At 73.3% G+C, this 21,222-nt stretch carries 21 protein-coding genes and 1 pseudogene; 11 read left to right on the top strand and 11 right to left on the bottom strand.

The features are described 5' to 3' along the window. The first annotated feature begins 113 nt into the window (after positions 1 to 113). The 3 genes from FKD65_RS38205 to FKD65_RS38195 all read left to right on the top strand — a co-directional run bounded on the left by FKD65_RS38205 (position 114) and on the right by FKD65_RS38195 (position 5,246). Positions 114 to 1,424 carry an MFS transporter gene (locus tag FKD65_RS38205; RefSeq protein WP_141584093.1) on the top strand — a complete coding sequence of 437 codons (1,311 nt, stop codon included), beginning with the start codon at positions 114 to 116 and terminating at the stop codon, positions 1,422 to 1,424. A 106-nt stretch (positions 1,425 to 1,530) separates the two neighbouring features. Then, positions 1,531 to 4,527, top strand: coding sequence for a BTAD domain-containing putative transcriptional regulator (locus FKD65_RS38200; protein WP_141584091.1), 2,997 nt, complete (start codon positions 1,531 to 1,533; stop codon positions 4,525 to 4,527). 143 nt (positions 4,528 to 4,670) lie between these two features. Continuing rightward, on the top strand, positions 4,671 to 5,246 hold the full coding sequence (locus tag FKD65_RS38195; RefSeq protein ID WP_141584089.1) for a helix-turn-helix transcriptional regulator: 576 nt from the start codon (positions 4,671 to 4,673) through the stop codon (positions 5,244 to 5,246). Positions 5,247 to 5,289: 43 nt separating this feature from the next. Here the strand turns inward: FKD65_RS38195 and FKD65_RS38190 are convergent, their stop codons facing one another. Beyond that, a complete protein-coding gene (locus FKD65_RS38190; protein ID WP_141584086.1) occupies positions 5,290 to 5,613 on the bottom strand; it encodes an Lsr2 family protein in 324 nt (107 codons plus the stop codon). 402 nt (positions 5,614 to 6,015) lie between these two features. Beyond that, positions 6,016 to 7,320 (bottom strand): FAD-binding oxidoreductase, encoded by a 1,305-nt coding sequence (locus FKD65_RS38185; RefSeq protein ID WP_141584083.1) that lies wholly within the window; start codon positions 7,318 to 7,320, stop codon positions 6,016 to 6,018. Between the two features lie 91 nt (positions 7,321 to 7,411). Between FKD65_RS38185 and FKD65_RS38180 the strand changes: the two genes are divergently transcribed. Continuing rightward, complete coding sequence (locus tag FKD65_RS38180; protein ID WP_141584081.1) at positions 7,412 to 8,845, top strand: PLP-dependent aminotransferase family protein; 1,434 nt, start codon at positions 7,412 to 7,414, stop codon at positions 8,843 to 8,845. Here the strand turns inward: FKD65_RS38180 and FKD65_RS45920 are convergent. Next, positions 8,832 to 9,011: pseudogene (locus tag FKD65_RS45920) on the bottom strand (hypothetical protein); the annotation flags it as partial. The gene FKD65_RS38180 and the pseudogene FKD65_RS45920 sit on opposite strands and share 14 nt — an antisense overlap. Beyond that, positions 8,987 to 10,198, bottom strand: coding sequence for a transposase (locus FKD65_RS38170; RefSeq protein WP_240809806.1), 1,212 nt, complete (start codon positions 10,196 to 10,198; stop codon positions 8,987 to 8,989). The pseudogene FKD65_RS45920 and the gene FKD65_RS38170, both read right to left, overlap by 25 nt. Positions 10,199 to 10,251: 53 nt before the next feature. Between FKD65_RS38170 and FKD65_RS38165 the strand changes: the two genes are divergently transcribed. Together FKD65_RS38165 and FKD65_RS38160 are read left to right on the top strand one after the other, a co-directional pair. After that, positions 10,252 to 10,425 (top strand): type II toxin-antitoxin system prevent-host-death family antitoxin, encoded by a 174-nt coding sequence (locus tag FKD65_RS38165; RefSeq protein ID WP_141584079.1) that lies wholly within the window; start codon positions 10,252 to 10,254, stop codon positions 10,423 to 10,425. Positions 10,426 to 10,539: 114 nt separating this feature from the next. After that, entirely contained in the window at positions 10,540 to 11,157 is a 618-nt protein-coding gene (locus FKD65_RS38160; RefSeq protein WP_141584077.1) for a TetR/AcrR family transcriptional regulator, read from the top strand. Positions 11,158 to 11,168: 11 nt separating this feature from the next. Here the strand turns inward: FKD65_RS38160 and paaE are convergent, their stop codons facing one another. From paaE to FKD65_RS38130, 6 genes are all read right to left on the bottom strand, one after another. Then, a complete protein-coding gene (gene paaE / locus FKD65_RS38155; protein WP_141584075.1) occupies positions 11,169 to 12,227 on the bottom strand; it encodes a 1,2-phenylacetyl-CoA epoxidase subunit PaaE in 1,059 nt (352 codons plus the stop codon). 2 nt (positions 12,228 to 12,229) lie between these two features. Continuing rightward, entirely contained in the window at positions 12,230 to 12,721 is a 492-nt protein-coding gene (gene paaD / locus FKD65_RS38150; RefSeq protein WP_302931571.1) for a 1,2-phenylacetyl-CoA epoxidase subunit PaaD, read from the bottom strand. Between the two features lie 5 nt (positions 12,722 to 12,726). Beyond that, complete coding sequence (paaC, locus tag FKD65_RS38145; RefSeq protein ID WP_141584073.1) at positions 12,727 to 13,644, bottom strand: 1,2-phenylacetyl-CoA epoxidase subunit PaaC; 918 nt, start codon at positions 13,642 to 13,644, stop codon at positions 12,727 to 12,729. 8 nt (positions 13,645 to 13,652) lie between these two features. After that, a complete protein-coding gene (gene paaB / locus FKD65_RS38140; protein ID WP_089315753.1) occupies positions 13,653 to 13,934 on the bottom strand; it encodes a 1,2-phenylacetyl-CoA epoxidase subunit PaaB in 282 nt (93 codons plus the stop codon). Further along, the gene (gene paaA, locus FKD65_RS38135) at positions 13,931 to 14,932 is read right to left on the bottom strand and encodes a 1,2-phenylacetyl-CoA epoxidase subunit PaaA (protein ID WP_141584070.1); all 1,002 of its coding nucleotides are present in this window, start codon (positions 14,930 to 14,932) and stop codon (positions 13,931 to 13,933) included. The genes paaB and paaA overlap by 4 nt, the downstream gene beginning before the upstream one ends. Before the next feature lie 130 nt (positions 14,933 to 15,062). Beyond that, on the bottom strand, positions 15,063 to 15,572 hold the full coding sequence (locus FKD65_RS38130) for an Lrp/AsnC family transcriptional regulator (protein WP_141584068.1): 510 nt from the start codon (positions 15,570 to 15,572) through the stop codon (positions 15,063 to 15,065). A gap of 120 nt (positions 15,573 to 15,692) precedes the next feature. Between FKD65_RS38130 and pdhA the strand changes: the two genes are divergently transcribed. From pdhA to FKD65_RS38115, 3 genes are read left to right on the top strand one after another with little or no spacing between them, the layout of a single operon-like run. Then, positions 15,693 to 16,799 (top strand): pyruvate dehydrogenase (acetyl-transferring) E1 component subunit alpha, encoded by a 1,107-nt coding sequence (gene pdhA / locus FKD65_RS38125; RefSeq protein ID WP_141584066.1) that lies wholly within the window; start codon positions 15,693 to 15,695, stop codon positions 16,797 to 16,799. Between the two features lies 1 nt (position 16,800). Beyond that, positions 16,801 to 17,817, top strand: coding sequence for an alpha-ketoacid dehydrogenase subunit beta (locus FKD65_RS38120; protein WP_141584064.1), 1,017 nt, complete (start codon positions 16,801 to 16,803; stop codon positions 17,815 to 17,817). Beyond that, on the top strand, positions 17,814 to 19,217 hold the full coding sequence (locus tag FKD65_RS38115; protein WP_141584062.1) for a dihydrolipoamide acetyltransferase family protein: 1,404 nt from the start codon (positions 17,814 to 17,816) through the stop codon (positions 19,215 to 19,217). Before FKD65_RS38120 ends, FKD65_RS38115 begins: the two co-directional genes overlap by 4 nt. 10 nt (positions 19,218 to 19,227) lie before the next feature. Here the strand turns inward: FKD65_RS38115 and FKD65_RS38110 are convergent, their stop codons facing one another. Next, the gene (locus FKD65_RS38110; protein WP_141584060.1) at positions 19,228 to 20,232 is read right to left on the bottom strand and encodes an SMP-30/gluconolactonase/LRE family protein; all 1,005 of its coding nucleotides are present in this window, start codon (positions 20,230 to 20,232) and stop codon (positions 19,228 to 19,230) included. Positions 20,233 to 20,335: 103 nt separating this feature from the next. On the opposite strand from FKD65_RS38110, the gene FKD65_RS38105 reads away from it, so the two are divergent. Further along, positions 20,336 to 20,788, top strand: coding sequence for a MarR family winged helix-turn-helix transcriptional regulator (locus tag FKD65_RS38105; RefSeq protein ID WP_205718401.1), 453 nt, complete (start codon positions 20,336 to 20,338; stop codon positions 20,786 to 20,788). A 47-nt stretch (positions 20,789 to 20,835) separates the two neighbouring features. Continuing rightward, on the top strand, positions 20,836 to 21,204 hold the full coding sequence (locus FKD65_RS38100) for a PH domain-containing protein (RefSeq protein WP_141584058.1): 369 nt from the start codon (positions 20,836 to 20,838) through the stop codon (positions 21,202 to 21,204). Positions 21,205 to 21,222: the final 18 nt, after the last annotated feature.

Here is a 21,222-nt window from a genome sequence, read left to right as displayed (position 1 = left end):
CATGATGTTCACCGGACTCTTTTATTATGCCCCGCATGTGATCAACAAGAGTTCCGGCATAAGGTTCAACATCGGTTGAATCGATGCATTTCAGCTCCCGTTAACAAAAGAACATGCGAGGGCCTTCAGCTCAAATGGAGATCTCCTATAGAGAAGGATCCGCCCCTGCCCGGCACGCACCGGCCGCCCCCGTCCCCCGCCACTGGATCACCGCCTACTTCCTGGCGGCGCTCGCGATGTGGGCCGGCCTGCTCGCGGCGGCGCAGATCCTGCTTCCCGCCCGGCTCGCGGCGCTCGACCCGGCCCGCCAGGTCTGGCACCTCGGCCTGATCACCGCGCTCGGCGCCGCGGCCGCCATCGTCTCCTCCCCCGTCGCGGGCTCCCTGTCGGACCGCACGGCCTCGCGCTTCGGGCGGCGGCGGCCCTGGGTGCTCGCCTCCGCGCTGGCCTGCTCCCTGGGCCTGCTCGCGCTGCCGCTCCAGACGTCGGTCGCCGGGGTCGGCGCGTGCTGGATCCTCGTGCACGGGGGCTCGAACGCGATGGCCGCGGCCCTGTGCGCCGCGATCCCCGACCGCGTCCCGGCGGCCCGGCGCGGCCTGGTCTCCGGCATCGCGGGGCTCGCGATGCCGGTCGGGCTGGTCGTCGGGACGACGCTGGTCTCGGCGGTCCCCACCTGGGCCGGATTCGTGCTCATGGGCGGGCTGACGCTCGCGCTGCCCCTCCCGTACGTCATGCTCGAAGAGCACGCGCCCCTCCGGGCGCCCGGCCCCGACGGCCCGCCCGACGGGCGCCCCGTCCCGGAACCCGGAGCACGCCGCCGGTCGCCCGCGGCCTTCGCGGCCGGCCTGTACGTCAGCCCCCGGCGCCACCCCGACTTCGCCTGGGCGCTGTCCGGGCGGTTCTTCTCCCAGCTCTCGGTCTCCATCGCCACCCTGTACCTGCTGTACTTCCTGCGTGACGCGGTGCGTGTCGGCGATCCCGCCAGGGGCGTGGCGGTGCTGAGCCTGCTCTACACCGCCGGGGTCGTCGCGGCGAGCCTCGCCGCGGGCCGCGCGTCCGACCGCACGGGGCGGCGCAAACCCTTCGTCATCGTCGCCTCGCTCCTCATGGGCGCGGCGCTGACCTGCATGGCGCTGGTCCCCGTCTGGTCCGCGGCGATGGCCTCGGCGCTGGTGCTCGGCACCGGGTACGGCGTCTACCTGGCCATCGACCAGGCGCTGGTCACCGAGGTGCTGCCCCTGGAGCGGGACCGCGCCAAGGACCTCGGCCTGGTCAACGCGGCGGGCAGCGGCGCCGTCGCCCTCGCCCCGCTCGTGGCCGCCGGGACGCTGCTCGCGGGCGGCTTCTCCGCGCTGTTCACCGGCGGCGCCGTCCTCGCCGTCGCCGGCGGCCTCGCCGTCCAGCCGATCAGGTCGGTCCGGTGACCGCCTCCCGCTGAGACCGCCCACCTGCCGAGGGAAGGTGCCACACATCTCCGTTCCGAGAGAGGACGCGAAAAGGCCGGCGCCCGCGGGGAGCCCGTCGTTCCGGGTGCTGGGCCGGCTCTCGGTCACCGTCGGGGGGACCGAGGTGCCGCCGCCCCGCTCCAACGTCCTGCAGGGGCTGCTCGGCGCGCTGCTGCTGGCCCAGGGCGAGCCCCTGCGCACCGAGAGGCTCACGCGGCTGGTGTGGGCCGACCGCGCCGAGACGACGAGCAGGGAGTCGGTCCACGTCGGGATCTCCCGGCTGCGCAAGTGGCTCAGGCAGCTCGGCGGCGGGCCGTCGATCGACTACGAGGACGGCTACCGCCTGGCGGTCCCCGGCGACGACCTCGACCTCCACCGGTTCCGGGCGCGGATCGAGCGGGCCCGCGCGGTGGAGGAGCCGGAGCCGCGCACCGCCGTGCTCGTCTCGGCCCTGGAGCTGCGGCGCGGGCCCGTCCTGACCGGCATGGAGTACCTGGACCGCACCGACGTCCTGCTGCGCTCGGTCGAGCAGCACGTGCGCGAGGCCGTGATGGACCTCGCGGACACGGCCCGCCGCGTCGGCGGACCCGAGCGGGCGATCGCCGCCGTCCGCTCCTTGGCCGGCGACCTGCCCTTCGACGAGCCGCTGCACGCGGCCCTCATCGAGCTGCTCGCCGCCGGCGGGCAGCCCGCCGAGGCGCTGAACGTGTACCGGCGGCTCAGCGAGCGGCTGGCCGACGAACTCGGCGTCGAGCCGAGCGGCCAGGTCCAGGACGCCTACCTGCGCGTGCTCGACCGCGACCGGCCGTTCCCCGCCGCGGCGGCGCCGGGCGCCGACCCCCGCGGGGCCGTGGCGGTCCCCGCGCAGCTGCCGCCCGGGATCCCCGACTTCACCGGCCGCTCCGAGGAGGCGGCGCTGATCGCCGAGAGCCTGACGGGCCCGCCGCCGGCGGGGCGGGCGCGGGCGGTGGCCGTCACCACGATCGCCGGCATGGGCGGGATCGGCAAGACGGCGCTCGCCGTGCACGTCGCGCACCTGCTGGCCGACGCGTTCCCCGACGGCCAGCTCTACGCGAACCTGACCGGCGACGCCGACGCCCGGCCCGAGCCCGCGGAGGTCCTCGACCGGTTCCTGCGCGCCCTCGGGGTGAGCGGTTCGGGCGTCCCGCCGACGCCGGCCGAGCGCGCGGCCCTGTTCCGCAGCCGGCTCGCCGGCCGCAGGGTGCTCGTCGTCCTCGACGGCGCCGTGAGCGAGGAGCAGGTGCGGCCCCTGGTGCCGGGCTCCCCGGGCACGGCCGTGCTCATCACCAGCCGCAACCGCCTCACCGGCCTGGAGGGCGCGACCCTGCTGGACCTGGAGGTCCTGTCGCCGCCGCAGGCCGTCGACCTGCTCACCCGCGTCATCGGGCCCCGCCGCGTCGCGGCCGAGCCCGAGGAGGCGATGGAGATCGCGGGCCTGTGCGGGCACATCCCGCTGGCCGTCCGGATCGCCGCGGGACGGCTGGTCGGCCGCCCGAACTGGTCCCTCGCCCACCTGGCCGAGATGCTGCGCGACGAGCGCGGCCGGCTGGACGAGCTGTCGGTCGGCGACCTGGCGGTCCGGGCGAGCTTCACGACGAGCTACCGGCCGCTGCCGCCCGCGACCCGGCGGGCGTTCCGGGTGATCGGGCTGCTGGACGTCCCGGACTTCACCCTGTGGACGGTCGCCGCGCTCCTCGGCGTCCCGCTGAACGAGGCCCGCCCCCACCTGGAGCGGCTCATCGACGCCCAGCTCGTGAACGTGGTCGGCACCGACGCCACCGGCGGGCTGCGGCACCGCATGCACGAGCTGATCCGGCTGTACGCGCGGGAGTGCGCCGAGGCGGAGGACGCCCCCCGGCAGCGCACCGCCGCCCTCGCCCGCGCGCTCGGGGCCTGGCTGTGGCTCGCCGAGAACGCCGCCGACCGCATCCCCGGCCCCGCCTACGCCTCCATGCACGGCACCGCGCCGCGCTGGCCCCTCTCCCCCGCCACCGCCGCGCGCCTGCTCGCCGACCCGCTGCTGTGGTTCTCCGCCGAGCTGCCCGCGCTGACGGCCGCGGCCCGGCAGGCGTGCGACCTGAAGCTCGACGAGCTGGCCTGGGACCTCGCCGCCTGCCTGGAGAAGTTCTGCGACCTCCGGGGCGCCTACGACGACTGGCGGCACACGCACGAGCGGGCGCTGCGGCTCTGCCGGGCCGCACGGAACAAGCGGGGCGAGGCCGTCCTGCAGCGGGGGCTCCTGGAGGTCGTCACCTGGACCTCGGAGGGCCGCAACAAGCCCGCGATGGTCGTGATGCGGGAGACCGCGGAGCGGCTGCTGCGGCTGTTCACCGAGCTGGCCGACGAGCGCGGGATGGCCGACGCCCTCGTCCAGATCAGCTGGGGGCTGGTGGCTCAGGGCGCCAAGGAGGAGGCCCTCGCCACGGCGGAGCGCGCCCTGCGGCTCGCCGAGCCCTGCGGCTACCTGGGCGGGCAGGCGCGGGCGCTGCAGGTCCAGGCGGTGGCGCACGGCGAGGAGGACCCGCACCGCGCCCTGCCCTGCCTGGAGCGCGCCCTGGAGATCGCCGAGCGGCTCGGCAACCCCCGGCTCAAGGCGACGGTCGTCCAGTTCCTCGGGGTGGCCCACGCCTTCGCCGGCGACCTCGGCACCGGCCAGGACATGCTCAACCGGTCGATCATGATGGCCCGCGAGATGGACGACCGCTACCTCGAGACGTTCTCGCTCGTCTACCTCGCCAAGCTGTTCACCGCGATCGGCGACCTGCGGGCCAGGGCCACCGCCGACCTCGCGCTCACCTACAGCCGGGCGGGCAACTTCGGGCACCACCGGGCCGAGGCCCTCGCCGTCCTCGGCGAGCTGAACCTGGCCGCGGGCGACACCTCGGGCGCCGTCGCCTGCCTGGAGGAGTCCGTGGAGGTGTGGCGCACCCGCGGCTGGCTCCCGTTCCTCGCGCGGACGCTGCGCCGGCTGGGCGACGCCTATGCCGCGGCGGGCCACCACTTCGCCGCCGAGGCCGCGCGGCAGGAGGCGGACGGCCTGGCGGGACGAGTTCCCCAGTAAGCCGGTAGGCAATCCCGGCATCAGGCGCCGGATGCCGGTTAGCGTCCGGTAAGGGCGCGGACTATACCGTCGAATCGCATTGCACCCCCGCCAAGAGGCAATGCCGAAGTGGTGATACGCACACCGATCGAACGAGGGTACGCATGCACCTTTCGGTACATGATCAAAAGCAGGTCACCGGTCTGCTCGCGACCGCCCGGCACGAGATCCTCTCGCTCGTCCCGGCCTGGCCGGCCTCCCTGCGCAACGCCTACCTGCGCCGCCCCGCTCCCCGCCCCCGCTCCCGCATCGTCGTCTCGCGCACCTGCCGCCTCCAGGCGGCCGCCTCCAGGCGGGGACCGTGCGAGATCCGGCTCGGCGGCGCCCTGTCCACCTTCCTCCTGGTGATCGACCGCAGGACCGCCGTGGTCGGGCGGGACGGCCCCTACCTCGCTCCCGCGACCGGCCGGCCCGCCGAGATCGACCGGCTGGTCGCCCTCTTCGAGAGCCACTGGGAGCAGGCGTTCCCCATCGCGCCCGTCCCCGCGCGGCCGGTGAGCGAACTCCAGCTCAGCATCCTGCGCAAGCTCGCCGCGGGCATGACCGACCAGGCGGCCGCCAACGCTCTGAAGATCTCGCCGCGCACCGTCCAGCGCCAGGTGCACGACGTGATGGAGCAGCTCGGCGCGCGCAGCCGCCTGGAACTGGGCATCTGCCTGGCCGTCACCGAGCTCGTCTGACCCGGCGCCGCCCCGGCGCGTCCCGGGCGCCGGCGGCGCCGGTTCAGTGCGCGGCCTCGAACTTCTGGATCACGTCGGCCGGGATGCGTCCGCGGTCGTTCACCGGGATGCCCGCCGACCTCGCCCAGCGGCGGATCTCCGCACTGCGCTCCCGGCTGCCCGCCGTCCGCGCGGCGGTCCGGCCCGCGGCGCGGCGCGCCTTGCGGGCGTGCTCCCGGTAAGGCTCGATGACCTTGCGCAGTTTGGCGGCGTTCTTCTTGTTCAGGTCGATCTCATAGGCCTTGCCGTCAAGCGAGAACGAGACGGTTTCCACGGCCTCCCCGCCGCTGATGTCGTCGACCAGGCGAACCTTGACCTGCTGCGCCATGAATTGCCTTCCCCTTCGGTCAGTGACGAATGACGGTCCCGTCCTCATACTAGGCCGCCGGGGAACAGGCCAGGTCATCCACACCGCGCCGAGCGCGGTCACGGCCGGTCAAGGCACCGCTCCCACGTCCCGGTATAAAGGCACCGGGCCACCGAACGCGCGATGCTTCTACAATTCGCACCCTCTCTTGGGGAATTTATTGCTGTGTTTATGGCAGTGCTCTCCTCCTTCGGGCCTGGCGGCCCTCCATCGTCGAGCACCGCGGCGATCGCTGGCATCGCTCCGGCTCGCCTTGCGGCTCGCTGCGCGATCAGATTCTTGCTTCGCTCGAATCTGCCTTCGGACGCGATCGCGGCCCTGAGGTTGTCGCGTGGTTGCGGCGGTGGCCGGGGTCTCCGGTTCTTACGCGGTGGTGGAGAAATTGCCGCGGACGACGTTGTGGGGGTCGTGTCGGGTCTTGATCCCGCGTAGGCGGGTCAGGGTTTCCTGGGTGAATGCGTTCCCCAGGGTCTCTTCTGGGTTGAGGAATGTGACGGGCTTTCGTCCCGTGGTGGGGAGGACATCGGCCAGTGCTTGTTGCTTCGCGGCTATGGCTTCGGCGGTCGCCGGGGTGGTCGGGATTCCGAACATGTAGAGCGCATAGGGCGCGGTTAGTGGGCCGTGCGGGGTGTCCGAGTCGCGGGTGAACTTGCCCTCCAGGTGGCGAATCTGCACGCTCAGCAGGGGGGTAATGGGGTCGGCCAGCAGTGTTTTGGCCGCTGTGTCGTCCAGGGTGGTGAGGAGTTCGGCGCGGGAGCTTCCCGGGCCGGGGTCTGTGGGTTCGGCCGTGATGGTGCCCAGTTCGGAGACCGGCATGGGCGCCCTGCTGTCGGACAGGGGGTGGGCCAAACGGTCCAGGGGGCGCAGCAGGTCGCGTGCGTCGTCCGCCTGGCCCAGGTACGTGGTGTCGACCGCGACCATCGGGGCTGAGCCGGGGAAGTGCAGCAGGTCGAGCCATGTAGTCAGCTGGTCCGGGGCTTCGGCGGTGATCTGCCGGTAGGCGTCCATCACCTCGGGGGCGTGCTCGGCCGGCCACAGCATCCGGCCGCCGTACAGGTGCGGCGCCGGGTGAAGGGCCAGTTTTAGCGACGTCACCACGGCGATGTCGCCGCCCCCGCCTCTCAGCGCCCAGAACAGGCCCGGGTCGGTGTCGGCGGTGACGTGACGGCGGTGGCCGTCCGCGTCGACGATCTCGAAGGCGGTGACGGAGTCGGCGACCCAGCCGTGGGCGCGGCCGAACCAGCTCAGCCCGCCGCCGAGGGCGACCCCGGCGACGCTGACCACGGGAGAGCTGCCGGGCAGCCCGGTCAGGCCGTGCGGCGCGGCCGCCGCCTGGAGCCTCCCCGAGGCGACGCCCGCGCCGACCCGGGCGCGGCGGGCCGCGGGGTCGACCTCCAGGCCGTCCAGCCGCCGGGTGCGCAGCAGGATCGCGCCCCCGGTGCGGCCCGTGGCGCCGTGCCCGTTCGGCTGGGCGGCGATCCCCAGCCCGGCCTTCCCGGCATACCGGACGAGCGCGGCGACGTCATCGGCGTCGGCGGCCTCGACCACGGCCTCGACGGGCTGCTCCACGGCCAGGTTCCAGGGGCGGCGCGCGGCTTCGAACCCGGGATCGCCGGGCAGCAGGACCCCGCCCCGGATGGCGGAGCGCAGGGTGTTCAGGGGGTTCATCGCTTTCCTCCGTAGTCCCAGTTCACTGGTGTGAGTCGAGCTCTCCACCTCAACCTAGAAGGGAAAGAGACCGGCGATAGAGTGCAATCTCATGGCGGGAAGCTGGGTCAATCCGGCCGAACGGATCGGGGCCGACCTCCATCTGGAGCTGCCGGGCGGCGGCGGGCGGCGGGCCGCCCTGACCCGTGCGCTGCGCGCGGCGGTCCGCTCCGGGCGGCTGGCCCCCGGCACCCGGCTGCCGCCCTACCGTTCGCTGGCCGCGGACCTCGGCCTGGCCCGCAACACCGTCGCCGACGCCTACGCCGAACTCGTCGCCGAGGGCTGGCTGACCGCCCGCCAGGGCTCCGGGACGCGGGTCGCCCTCGGCGCGCAACCGCCCCCGGTGCGCGCGGCGGCGCGACCCGGCGTCCGGTCGCCCGGGCCAGCACACGACCTGCGGCAGGGGCAGCCGGACGCCGCGTCCTTCCCGCGCGCCGCCTGGCTGGCGTCGGCGCGCCGGGCGGTGACAGCGGCCCCGAACGAGGCCTTCGGCCCCGGCGACCCGCGCGGGCGTCCGGAACTGCGCCGCGCCCTCGCCGAGTACCTGGCCCGCACGCGCGGAGTCCGGACCGACGCCGACCACGTCGTGGTCTGCTCCGGCTTCGCGCACGCTCTGCGCCTACTGTTCGGCGGCGGAGTACTGCCCGGCCCATTGGCGGTCGAGGGGTACGGCCTGCCCTTCCACAGGGAGCTGCTGGAGCACGCTGGTGCGCGGACCCGCCCCCTCACCGTGGACGACGACGGCGCCCGCGTCGACGAACTCTCGGATTCCGACCGCGCCGTCCTCCTGACACCCGCGCACCAGTTCCCCACCGGCGGCCCGCTGCATTCGCGCAGGCGTACGGCGGTGGTCGAGTGGGCCGCCTCGTCGGACGGGCTCGTTCTCGAAGACGACTACGACGGCGAGTTCCGCTACGACCGCCAACCGGTGGGCGCGGTGCAGGGCCTGGCCCCCGACCGCGTCCTCTACATCGGGTCCGCCAGCAAGAGCCTGTCCCCCGCCGTCCGGCTCGGCTGGATGGTCCTGCCCGACCACCTGGTGGACGGCGTGCTCAGGGCCAAGGGGCAGCGCGAGGCGTGGGCGGGCGTGGTCGACCAGCTGACTCTGGCCGACCTCCTCGACTCCGGCTCCTACGACCGCCACGTCCGCCGCATGCGCCAGCGCTACCGCGCGCGGCGCGACCGCTTCGTCGCCGCCTTGGCCGCGCAGGCCCCCCACGTCCACGTGACGGGGATGGCGGCCGGCCTGCACGCCGTCCTGCGCCTACCGCCCGGCACCGAAACCGCGACCCTGGAGGCCGCGACCCGTGCGGGCGTCGCCGTCGACGCCCTGTCGTGGTTCCGCCACCCCGCCTCCCGCTTCCCAGCGGAGGACGGCCTGGTGGTCGGCTACGCGACGCCCCCGGACCACGCCTTCGATAACGCGCTGCAAGCCCTCGTGCGGGCCCTCGCGCGCCCCGAGGTCAGCCGCCGCCGACCGCCGTGAGGCCGGCGTCGAAGTGCGCGACGAGTGCGGTCTTGCAGACGCTGGTGGCGTATGCCTGCCCGATGCGGAGGTGCACGGCGAGCGCGGCCGACGGAATCAGCCAGCGGTTTTGACGCGCTCTCCGGCCTGATGGCCGGAGATTCAGCCTGTGCCGCGTGTGCGGCACTTCTGTGGCTTCCTGTTTCGCTGGGTCCTGCCTCCCTGGACGGGTGGTCTTACGGTCCCTCCCCAGGCGTTTAGCCTGTCCGCCCGTCCGGCGGCCAGAATGTTTTTCGCTGCGTTGACGTCTCGGTCGTGGACCGTGCCGCACGCGCACGTCCATTCGCGGGTGTTCAGCGGCATGGAATCGGCGACCGCTCCGCACGCCCCGCAGAGCTTGGAGGACGGGAACCAGCGATCCACCCTCGCGAAGGAGCGGCCATACCGTTGCGCCTTGTACTCAAGCATCACGAGAAACCGGCCCCAGCCTGCGTCGTGCACGGACTTGGCGAGGCGGGTGCGGACAAGACCGTTCACCGCGAGGTTCTCCACGTAGACCGCTTGGTTCTCGCGGATCAACTGTGTGGAGAGCTTGTGGTGGTGGTCCCGCCGCGCATCGGCCACGCGCGCATGCATGCGTGCGACCCTCGCGGCGGCCTTGCGCCGGTTCTTGGAGCCCTTCTGCTTGCGGGACAGTGCCTGCTGTGCTTTGCGGAGCCGCCGTTCGGCGCGGCGCAGGAACTTCGGGCTGGTGATCTTCCGGCCGTCCGACAGCACCGCGAAGTGTGTGAGCCCCAGATCGATGCCGACCTCGACCGCCACCTGCGGCAGCGGATCGCCCGGCACTTCCACCACGAACGAGGCGAAGTACCGTCCGGCCGCGTCCTTGATCACTGCCACGCTCGACGGCTCGGACGGCAGGTCCCGTGACCACCGGACCCGCACGTCCCCGATCTTGGGCAGGCGCAGCTTCCCGCCCGGCGTGACCTTGAAGCGGGCGTTGCGGGTGAACCGGATCGCCTGTCGCCGGTCCTTGCGTGACCGGAACTTGGGCAGCGCGGCCCCGCGGCCCTTGCGCGTGCCCGACAGGGAGGCGAAGAAGTTGCGGTAGGCGGTGTTCAGGTCGGCGAGGGCCTGTTGAAGGACGACGGCCGACACCTCGCCCAGCCACGCCCGCTCGCTGGTCTTCTTGGCCCGGGTGATGACCTGCTTGGACAGTTCTCCGTCCGAGGGGTACTGCAGCCCCGCCGCATGCGCTTCCTGGCGTGCACGCAGGGCGTCGTTGAACACCACCCGCGCGCAGCCGAACGCCCGCGCCAGCGATTGCTGCTGGCCGGGGGTCGGATAGAGCCGGAAGTTGTACCTGAGCTGCACCCTCGAACTGTACATGCATGTACTTAAAAAGTCGTGCCCGTACACTGACGTTCATGAAGTCGGAAGAGATGAGCGTCGCCGACGCACGCCGCCAGTTCGCCGACGTCCTCAACGACGCCGCCGTCCGGGGACGCATCACCTACATCACCAACCGGGGCCGCCGCATCGCCGCGATCGTCCCCGTCCCCATCGCCGAAGCCACCGACCCGGACCACAACGCCCCCTGAAGCCGGCCAGGTCAGGGCACGCTCGGACCTGAGGACCAGAAACACAGACCTGCTACATGAGAACCCCCTGACGCCACCAAAATGTCGAGCGTGCCCTTGTGGAATCATGAAGCCATGTCCGAGCCGGTCAGCGCGCGTCCCCGCGGTCCTGGGAGGCCCGGGTATGACCAGGAGACCGTTTTGCGGCGGGCCATCGAGCTCTTCAATCGGAAGGGCTACGAGGGGACGAGCATGGGCGACCTCGCGGAGGAGCTCGGGGTCGGCAAGTCGGCGATCTACCACCACGTGCCGGGCAAGTCGCATCTGCTCGCGCTGGCGCTCGACGAGGCCCTCGACGAGCTGACCGCCGTGATCCGGGAGGCGCAGGACGAGTCGGGCGGCACCGCCTACGAGCGGCTGCGGTCGGTGGTGCGGCAGAGCGTGGAGGTGCTGGTCGCCCACCAGCCGGCCGTGACGCTGCTGCTGCGGGTGCGCGGCAACAGCGAGGTCGAGCTCGCGGCGCTCCAGCGCCGCCGCTGGATCGACGCGCGGCTGGCGGAGCTGGTGCGCGCGGCGGCGGCGGAGGGGGCGCTGCGCTCCGACGTGCCGCCGGAGCTGGTGAGCCGGCTCCTGTTCGGAATGGTCAACTCGCTCGTCGAGTGGTACCGCCCGGGGGGCGAGGTGAGCGCGGCCGCCCTGTCGGACGCCATCACCACGATCGCGTTCGACGGCCTGGCCGCGCCGCCCGCCTGAGCGGGGCCCGCTCAGGCGTCGAAGTCGACGGTGACGGCGGGGGTGACCGGGTGCGACTGGCAGGTGAGCACGAACCCGTCCTCGACCTCGGCGGGTTCCAGGGCGTAGTTGCGGACCATGTCGACCTCGCCCTCGGTGACCCGGGCGCGGCAGGTCCCGCAGACTCCGCCCTTGCAGGCGAAGGGCAGGTCGGCGCGGGTGGCCTGGGCGGCGTCCAGGATGCGCTGGTCGCGCGGCATGGGGGCGGTGCTCGACCGGCCGTCCAGCACGACGGTCACCTTGCTGGTCTCGCCGGTGACGGCCGGGCCCTCGCGCCGCACCTCGGGAGGCGGCTCGTCGACGTAGAACAGCTCGACGTGCACCTTCTCGCGCGGGACGCCGAGCTCGGACAGGACGTCGCGGGCGCCGGTGACCATCTCCAGCGGGCCGCACAGCCACACGTGGTCGACGTCGTCGACGGGCGTGACGGCGGTGAGCAGGCGGCGCAGGCGGTCGGCGTCGAGCCGCCCGGAGAACAGGTCGACCTCGCGGGGCTCGCGGCTCAGCACGTGCACGAGCTGGAAGCGGGGGCCGTAGCGGTTCTTGAGGTCGCCGAGCTCCTCGGCGAACATCACCGTCCCGCTCGTGCGGTTGCCGTACAGCAGGCTCACGCGGGTGTCCGGGTGGGTGAGGACGGTGGCCGCGATCGAGATCATCGGGGTGATGCCGGAGCCCGCCGCGATCAGCAGGTGCCGTCCGGGCTCGGAGGGGTCGGCCCGCAGGCTGCCGGACGGGATCTGGACGTCGATCTCGGTTCCGGGGCGGACCTCCCGCACGAGCCAGGAGGAGAACATGCCGTCGGGGATCTCCCGGACGCCGATCCGCGGCCGGGTCCCCGCCGGCGCGCAGATCGAGTACGACCGGCGGTGCTCCCGCCCGTCGACCACCCGGCGCAGCGTGAGGCTCTGGCCCGCGGCGAACGCGTACTCGCCCGCGAGTTCGGGCGGGACGTCGAAGGTCACCGCCGCCGAGTCGTCGGTCAGCCGGTCGACCGCGGCGACCTTGAGTGGGTGGAACGTCGCAGCCGCCACCGCTAGATCTCCTTCACGTGCTCGAACGGCTCAAGGCAGTCGGTGCAGCGGTACAGCGCCTTGCAGGCGGTGGAGCCGAACTCCGAGGTCAGCTCCACCGACGCCGACCCGCAGCGCGGGCAGCGCAGCCTCCGGCGGGTCGGGGCCAGCGACAGCGCCACGGGCCCGGAGCGCTCCGGCGCCGGGCCGGGCGGGGAGACGCCGGCGGCCGCGAGGGCCGCCCGGCCCCGCTCGCTGATCCAGTCGCTGGACCAGGCGGGGGTCAGCTCGATCTCGACCCGGACGTCGGCGTACCCGGCGTCGCCGAGCCGGTGGACCAGGTCGTCGCGCATCGTGGCGAGGGCGGGGCACCCCGAGTACGTCGGGGTGATCGCCACGGTGACCGAGGAGCCGTGCTCCTCGACGCGGCGCAGGACGCCGAGGTCCTCCAGGGTCAGCATCGGCATCTCCGGGTCCCGGACGGACGCGGCGACGGCGTAGGCGGTACCGGGCACGGCGCTCACCACCGTCCCAGCGGGTGCGCGCGGGCGACGACCTGCATCTCGGCCAGCATCCGGCTCAGCGCCTCGGTGTGGGCGCCGTCGCGTCCGGCGCGCCCGCCGAGCATCCCGGTCTGCGGCACCTCCGGCCGCTCGACCCCGCTCGCTGCGAAGACCTGCGCGAGCACCGCGTCGGCGTCGTCCGCGGTGGCGGCCGGGTCCACGGCCACGCCCGCCTCGGCGAGCTCGCGCTCTACCGGGTGAGTGCGGAACAGCTCGTCATGGTGGCGCCACACCTCGTCGAGCCCGGCGAGGACGCGGCTGCGCGACTCCTCGGTGCCCTGGGCCAGGGTGAGGAACCAGCGGCCCGCGAAGTCGCGGTGGTAGGCCAGCTCCTTGACCCCCTTGGCCGCGACGGCGGCGAGGACGGCGTCGCGGCTGCCGGTGAGCCGCTCGAACAGCGCCAGCCGGGCGGTCGCGAACACGAGGACGCGGGCCATGGTGTGCCCGAAGTCGCCGTTCGGCAGTTCGGCGAGGCGGACGTTGCGGAAGCCGTCGGCGTCCCGGAAGAACGCGAGCGCGTCCTCGGCCGGGACCGGCGAGCCCTCCGGCAGCGCCGGGACGACCGACGGGTCGGCGGTGGCCGCCCGGGCGAGCAGCAGCCGCGCCTGGCCGAGCAGGTCCAGCGCGATGTTGGCGAGCGCGATGTCCTCTTCGAGGTCGGGCGCGTTGCTGCACCACTCGGAGAGCCGGTGCGACATGACGAGGGCGTCGTCGGCGAGCATCAGGCAGTACGTCGCGAGCGCGCGCGGGTCGACGCCGTCCGGGACGGTCGTGTCGACGCCGGCCAGCGGGTCCTCGAAGTCGGTCCCGAACGCCCACTGGGAGCTGTCGCCGTCGAGAAGCCCGTCGTACACGGATCCGTGCTGATTCTCCATGGCGGCCTTCACATGTGCGGGACGTTCTCGGGGATCTCGTAGAACGTCGGATGCCGGTACACCTTGTCGCCGCTGGGGGCGAACAGCGGGTCCTTCTCGTCCGGGCTGGACGCGGTGATGGCGTCGGAGCGCACCACCCAGATGCTCACGCCCTCGTTGCGGCGCGTGTAGACGTCGCGGGCGTGCCGGACGGCCATCTCGTCGTCGGGGGCGTGCAGCGACCCGACGTGGACGTGGTTGAGGCCGCGCTTGCCGCGCACGAACACCTCGTAGAGCGGCCACTCGCTCATGCCCCGGCTCCTTCCCCGCGCGCCGCTTCCCTGTGCCCTGCTTCCTCGCCCCGGGCCGCCTGCCTGCGCGCGAAGGCGGTCGCGGCCTCGCGGACCCACGCGCCGTCCTCGTGGGCGCGGCGGCGGTGCGCCAGCCGCTGGGCGTTGCAGGGGCCCTCGCCCTTGATGACGGCCGAGAGCTCCGACCAGTCGGGCTCGCCGAAGTCGTGGGCCTGGCGCTCCTCGTTCCACCGCAGGTCGGGGTCCGGGAGCGTGACGCCGAGGGCCTCGGCCTGCGGGACGGTCATGTCGACGAAGCGCTGGCGCAGCTCGTCGTTGCCGTTGCGCTTGATGCCCCACGCCATGGACCGCTCGGAGTTCGGCGAGTTCGCGTCCGGCGGGCCGAACATCATCAGCGAGGGCCACCAGAACCGGTCCACCGACTCCTGCACCATGCGGCGCTGCTCGTCGGTGCCGCGCATCATCGTCATCAGCAGCTCGTAGCCCTGCCGCTGGTGGAACGACTCCTCCTTGCAGATGCGGATCATCGCCCGGCCGTAGGGGCCGTAGGACGTCCGGCACAGCGGGACCTGGTTGCAGATCGCCGCGCCGTCCACCAGCCAGCCGATCGTGCCGACGTCGGCGTAGGAGAGCGTGGGGTAGTTGAAGATCGAGGAGTACTTCTGCCGGCCGCTGAGGAGCATCTCGGTCAGCTCGGCGCGCGACACCCCGAGGGTCCCGCACGCCGAGTACAGGTACAGGCCGTGCCCGGCCTCGTCCTGGACCTTGGCCAGCAGGATCGACCTGCGGCGCAGCGACGGGGCCCGGGTGATCCAGTTGCCCTCCGGCTGCATCCCGATGATCTCCGAGTGCGCGTGCTGGGCGATCTGCCGGACCAGCGTCCTGCGGTAGGCGTCGGGCATCCAGTCGCGCGGCTCGATCCGGTCGTTGCGCGCGATCGTCGCCTCGAACTGCTCGGCGGGCGCCGGCTGCGGCGCGGCCTGCGGCGTCGTCGTCATGGGCTCCTCCCGCTGGGGACCCGGCTGAGCTCGGCCTAATTACTGACCGAGCGGTCTGTATTCAGCGTGACACAGGCCGCGCGAGCGTGCAAGAAGGGCGGAACGCCCGGCCCGCGGCGCGACCCGGGACTCAGTCGTCCCACGCCTCCCACTGAGCTCCCCTGCCCCGCGCCTCCTCGAAGACGAGCCATGTGCGGGTCGCCCGGACGCCGGGGATGTCCTGGATGCGTTCCAGCACCACGTGCCTGAGCGCCTCGTTGTCCGGGGCCCTGACCAGGGCCAGGACGTCGTAGTCGCCGCCGAGCATCGCGAGGTGCTCGACGTAGGGGATGTCCTTGAGCCGGGCCCAGACCGAGCGCCAGGAGTTCTGCTCCATGGTGACCGAGACGTACGCGCTGGTGCCGAGGCCGGCCTTGTGCGGCGCGAGTTCCGCCGTGAAGCCCGTGATCACGCCCTCGTCCGTCAGGCGGGTCAACCGCGCGTAGGCGTTGGCTCGCGAGACGTGCACGCGCTCGGCCAGCGCCCGGACCGAGATCCGGCCGTCCCGCAGCAGCTCAGCGACGATCGCGCGGTCCACGGCGTCCAGCCGTGCGGCAGAACGTCCGGGCCGGATGCCCTCAGCCCCCTCCTCCGATGACATTTAGTGCCCCCAAAGCCGCTGAACGAGCCATTTGTCGCCCATTGTGCCCGATGTCTTGAGCAGATCGTCGTCCGAGCGGACGATCGAACCGACAACCGTCCACAGGAAGGGAGCGGCGCCATGTCCGTGCGGACACCTCACCAGGAGGCCGAGGGCCTTCTCCCCTCCCCCGTCCCGGTGCGCTTCGTCGCCGAGGACGGGACGGACGCCGGGGCGCCCGCCGGGTACAAGGCGCCGGAGGACGGTGCGCTGGTCGAGGCCTACCGCCGGATGGTGCTGGGCCGCCGCTTCGACCGGCAGGCCACCGCGCTGACCAAGCAGGGCCGGCTGGCGGTCTACCCGTCCAGCCGCGGGCAGGAGGCCTGCCAGATCGCCGGCGTGCTCGCGCTGCGCGAGGACGACTGGCTCTTCCCGACCTACCGCGACTCGGTGGCGCTGGTCGCCCGCGGAATGGACCCGGTCGAGGTCCTCACGCTGCTGCGCGGCGGCTGGCACTGCGGCTACGACCCGGTGGCCACGCGCGTCGCGCCCCAGTGCACCCCGCTGGCCACCCAGACGATCCACGCCGTGGGCATGGCCGACGCCATGCGCCGCAAGGGCGAGGACGGCGTGGTGATGGCGTTCGTCGGCGACGGCGGGACCAGCGAGGGCGACTTCCACGAGGCGCTGAACTACGCCGGGGTGCTGCGCGCGCCCGTGGTGTTCTTCGTCCAGAACAACAAGTACGCGATCTCGGTGCCGCTGGCCAAGCAGACCGCCGCCCCCGCGCTGGCCTACAAGGGGGTCGGCTACGGCATCCGGTCCGAGCAGGTGGACGGCAACGACCTCGTCGCGGTGCTGTCGGTCCTGGCGGCCGCCGTCGAGCACGCCCGCTCCGGGAGCGGCCCGTTCCTGGTCGAGGCGCACACCTACCGCATGGACTCCCACACCAACGCCGACGACGCCTCCCGGTACCGCAAGGACGAGGAGGTCGCGCGCTGGGAGTCCGCCGACCCCCTCGCGCGGCTGGAGGCGCACCTGCGCGGGCGCGGCCTGCTCTCCGCCGAGGACGTCTCGGCGGCGCACGAGGCCGCCGAGGAGTACGCCGCGACCCTGCGCGAGCGGATGGCCGCCGACCCGGAGGCCGACCCCTTCGAGCTGTTCGACCACGTCTTCGCCGAACCCACGCCGCAGCTGCGCGAGCAGCGCGCCCTGCTGGCGTCCGAGATGATGCCCGGAGAGGACTGAGATGCCCGCGATGACGATGGCGCAGGCCCTGAACACCGCGCTGCGGGACGCGCTCGCCGAGGACGAGCGGGTCCTGGTCTTCGGCGAGGACGTCGGGCCGCTCGGCGGGGTCTTCCGCATCACCGACGGGCTGACCCGCGACTTCGGCGAGGACCGCTGCTTCGACACCCCGCTGGCCGAGTCGGGGATCGTCGGCCTGGCCGTGGGCATGGCGATGGGCGGCTTCCGGCCCGTGGTGGAGATGCAGTTCGACGCCTTCGCCTACCCGGCCTTCGAGCAGATCGCCTCGCACGTGGCCAAGTTCCGCAACCGCACCCGCGGCCGCCTCTCGCTGCCGATGGTGATCCGCATCCCCTACGCGGGGGGGATCGGCGGCGTCGAGCACCACTGCGACTCCAGCGAGGCCTACTACGCCCACACGCCCGGCCTGAAGGTCGTCACGCCCGCCACCGCCGACGACGCGTACTGGCTGCTGCGCGACGCCATCGCCGACCCCGACCCGGTCGTGTTCATGGAGCCGAAGCGGCTGTACTGGGCCAAGGGCGAGGCCGACCGCGAGAACCGGCGCGCCGCCGGGTTCGGGCGGGCGGTGGTGCGCCGCGAGGGCCGGGACGCGACGCTGGTCGCCTACGGGCCGAGCGTCCCGGTGGCGCTGGAGGCCGCCGAGGCCGCCGCGCGCGAGGGCCGCGACCTGGAGGTCGTGGACCTGCGCACCATCGTCCCGTTCGACGACGGGACGGTGGCCGCCTCGGTGCGCAGGACGGGCCGCTGCGTGGTCGTACAGGAGGCCCAGGGCTTCGCGGGCGTGGGCGCCGAGATCGCCGCCCGCGTGCAGGAGCGCTGCTTCCACTCGCTGGCCGCGCCCGTGCTGCGCGTCTCGGGCTTCGACATCCCCTACCCGCCGCCGAAGCTGGAGCACTCGCACCTTCCGGACGCCGACCGCATCCTCGACACCGTCGACCGCCTCCAGTTCGACGACGCGCCCGACGTGCTGCACCTGGACAGGGAGGCCTCGTGACCGCCGCCACCGGGCAGGTGTTCCGCCTGCCCGACCTCGGCGAGGGACTGACCGAGGCCGAGGTCATCGAATGGAAGGTCGCCGCGGGCGACACCGTCGAGGTCGACCAGGTCGTGGTGGAGGTCGAGACCGCCAAGGCCGCGGTGGAGGTGCCCGTCCCCTACGCGGGGACCGTCCTGAAGCTGCACGCGGAGGCGGGCGCGATCCTCGCGGTCGGGGAACCGCTCATCGAGGTCGGCCCCGCCGACGGCGCGTCCGCGCCCGTCGCGGCCGTGCGCGCCGCCCCGGACCTCCACCCCGACGCGGCCCGGTACCGCGAGGAGGAGCAGGCCGGGTCCGGCAACGTCCTCATCGGCTACGGCACCGGGCACGGCCCGGGCAGGCGCGGACGGCGCCGCGCGGGCGGCCCGAAGGCCCCGGCGGCGGCCCGCCCGGCGGCTCCCGCGCCGGTCGCTCCGGCCCCGGTGGCTCCGGCTCCGGTCGCTCCGGCCGCCGCCACCGGGCACGCGGAGGCGCCGCGCGTGATCTCGCCGCTCGTCCGCAGGATGGCGCGCGAGCACGGCCTCGACCTCGCCGCCGTCACCCCCACCGGGCCCCGCGGCGTGATCCTGCGCCGCGACGTCGAGCAGGCCCTGGCCGCGGACACCGCCGCGAGCACCGGCGCGGCGCAGGATCACGCCGAGACGCCGGCGCCCGCCGCCCGTCCGATGCCCGAGCGGATCCCGCTGCGCGGGCTGCGCCGCGCGGTGGCCGACAAGCTCGCCCGCAGCCGCCGCGAGATCCCGGACGCGACGACCTGGGTGGACGCCGACGCCACCGCCCTGGTCGAGGCCAAGGACGCGCTGCGCCGGACCCGCCCGGACAGCGGCATCGGCCTGCTCGCCATGCTCGCCCGCATCTGCCTGGCGGGCCTGGCGGAGTTCCCCGAGCTGAACGCCTCGGTCGACACCGACCGGCAGGAGATCGTCCGGTACGGGCACGTCAACCTCGGCTTCGCCGCGCAGACCGACCGCGGGCTCGTCGTGCCGGTCGTGCGGGACGCGCACCTGATGACCACCGCGCGGCTCGCCGCCGAGCTGGCCCGGCTGACCGGCCTCGCGCGCTCGGGCGGGCTCCCGCCCGAGGCGCTGACCGGCGGCACCTTCACCCTCAACAACTACGGCGTGTTCGGCGTCGACGGCTCCACCCCGATCATCAACCATCCGGAGGCGGCGCTGCTCGGCGTCGGCCGGATCATCGACCGGCCCTGGGTGGTCGGCGGCGCGGTCGTGCCGCGCAAGATGACCCAGCTCTCGCTGACGTTCGACCACCGGGTCTGCGACGGCGGCGCGGCGGGCGGGTTCCTGCGGTTCGTGGCCGACTGCGTGGAGAACCCCGCGGTCATGCTCGCGAACCTGTGACGGCGGGGGGTCAGAGGCCCCGGACGGCGGCGACGGTGAACGGGATCTCCGGGGTGCCGTCGCCGAGCGGGCCGCCCTTGTCGAACTGGGACCGGACCACGTAGAGCGTCCCGTGGCGGCGGACGAGCGTCGTCGGCAGCTGGAGGGCCGGGTCGGCCAGCGTGCGCTCCAGGCGGGCCCGCGTCCCGTCGGGCGCGACGCGCCAGCGGGTCAGGGTGTTGTCGACGTTGGCGGCCGTCCAGAGGCGCCCGTGCTGGAGTTCGAGGCCGTCCGCGTTGCGCATGTCGCCGCCGCTCAGCGCGACCTCGCGGACGGCGCCGGTCGCCAGGTCCAGCCGGTAGAGGTCGCCGCCGAGCATGTCGTCGGTCAGCAGGAACCGGCCCGCGGGGTCGGCGACGATCCCGTTCAGCGTGTAGTCGGACGGCTCGTGCGGCTCCAGGACGCCGCTCAGGTCGAAGGCCGTCGACAGCGTGCCGGTTCCTCCCCGGGCGGCCTCCAGGTCGTGCGGGGTGACCCGGTAGACGACGGCACGGGTGCTGTCCGTCAGGTAGACGGCGCCGCCGGGCGCGACGGCGAGGTCGTTGACGAACCGGGCGCCGTCGCCGGGCACGACGAAACGCGCCAGCAGAGCGCGGCTCCGGGTGTCGTAGACCGCGACGCCGGACGTGGAGTCGGTGACCCACAGCCGTCCCGCGGAGTCGACCTTCAGCCCGTTGGCGGTGCGGCGGCCGTCCGTCCCGGCGGGCAGGAACACCTCGGCCGTCCGGTGCCCCGGACGCATCCGGTAGACGGTGCCGTCGGCGAAGGATCCGGCGAACATCGCCTCGCCGCGCGGGTCGGCGGCGATGCCCTCGGGGTAGACGCGGTCGCCCGGCAGGACGTAGGCCGTGGAGATCCGCGAGGCGGCCGCCGGGGCGGCGGCGCCGGCGTGCGGGGCGACGGCCACGGACGCGGGCAGGACCGCGACGGCGAGCGCCGCGGCCGCCGCCGCGGTGGAGCGCTGGATGCGCGACATGGCATCTCCGTTCGAGGTAGATCGTTAGTACGCGTACGTACAATAGTTAGAACTCTAATGCTCGTCAACGGTCTTCTCTTCGAGGGCTCGATACCATGCGGAAATGACCTCGTTGCCCGTCCCGGAGCGGCTCGGCTCCCACCTCAAGCGCGCCGAGCAGGCGCTCAACGCGGCCAAGCAGGCGGCGCTGAAGCCGAGCGGGCTCACGGTCCCCCAGTACGCGGCCCTGCTCCACCTCGCCGACAACCCGGGCATGTCGGCCGCCGCGCTGGCCCGCGCGTGCGCGGTCACGCCGCCGACGATGAACACCGTCCTGAAGAACCTCCAGGAGCGAGGGCTGATCGAGCGCACCCCGCACGAGTGGCACCGCAACATCCTGGAGACGCGGCTCACCGCCGAGGGGGCGGCCGTCCTGGAGAGCGCCGACGTGCGCGCGGTCGAGGTCGAGCGCGGGCTGGCCGCCGAGTTCACCGAGGCCGAGCGGCGGACGCTGGTCGAGCTGCTCGGCCGCTGCACCGGCTTCCTGGAAGCCGCCCGGTCCGCCCCCCGCGGCTGAGACACTCGCTACGGAATCAGGCGATCGCCGCGAGCACCGGAGGAGCCATGGGCGACGGAGTCCAGCACGACAGGTCGGGGCAGCTCAAGCAGATCGAGAGCGGGCTGCTGCCCGGCGAGCAGATCATCGCCGTCTACGACGCCGTCGGCACCGGCACGGGGTTCATCGGCCTCACCGACCGGCGAGTGATCGTCCAGGACCGCAGCTTCGCCGGCAAGAAGTACGCGATCACCAGCGTCCCCTACTCCAGGATCACCTCGGTCAGCGTGGTCAGCAACAAGTCGTGGGCCGGGTCCTACTTCTCCACCGGCTCGATCGCGATCAACGTCGGCACCCACACCTACGAGGTCGAGTTCCGCGGCTCCGACAAGAGCCACCACGTGCACAACGTGATCCTCCAGTACATCTCCAGCTGACCCGCGGCCCCGGCCGCG

The organism is Actinomadura sp. WMMA1423 (assembly GCF_006547145.1).
Lineage (GTDB): Bacteria > Actinomycetota > Actinomycetes > Streptosporangiales > Streptosporangiaceae > Spirillospora.
This window is presented reverse-complemented; position numbering and strand designations above follow the sequence as displayed.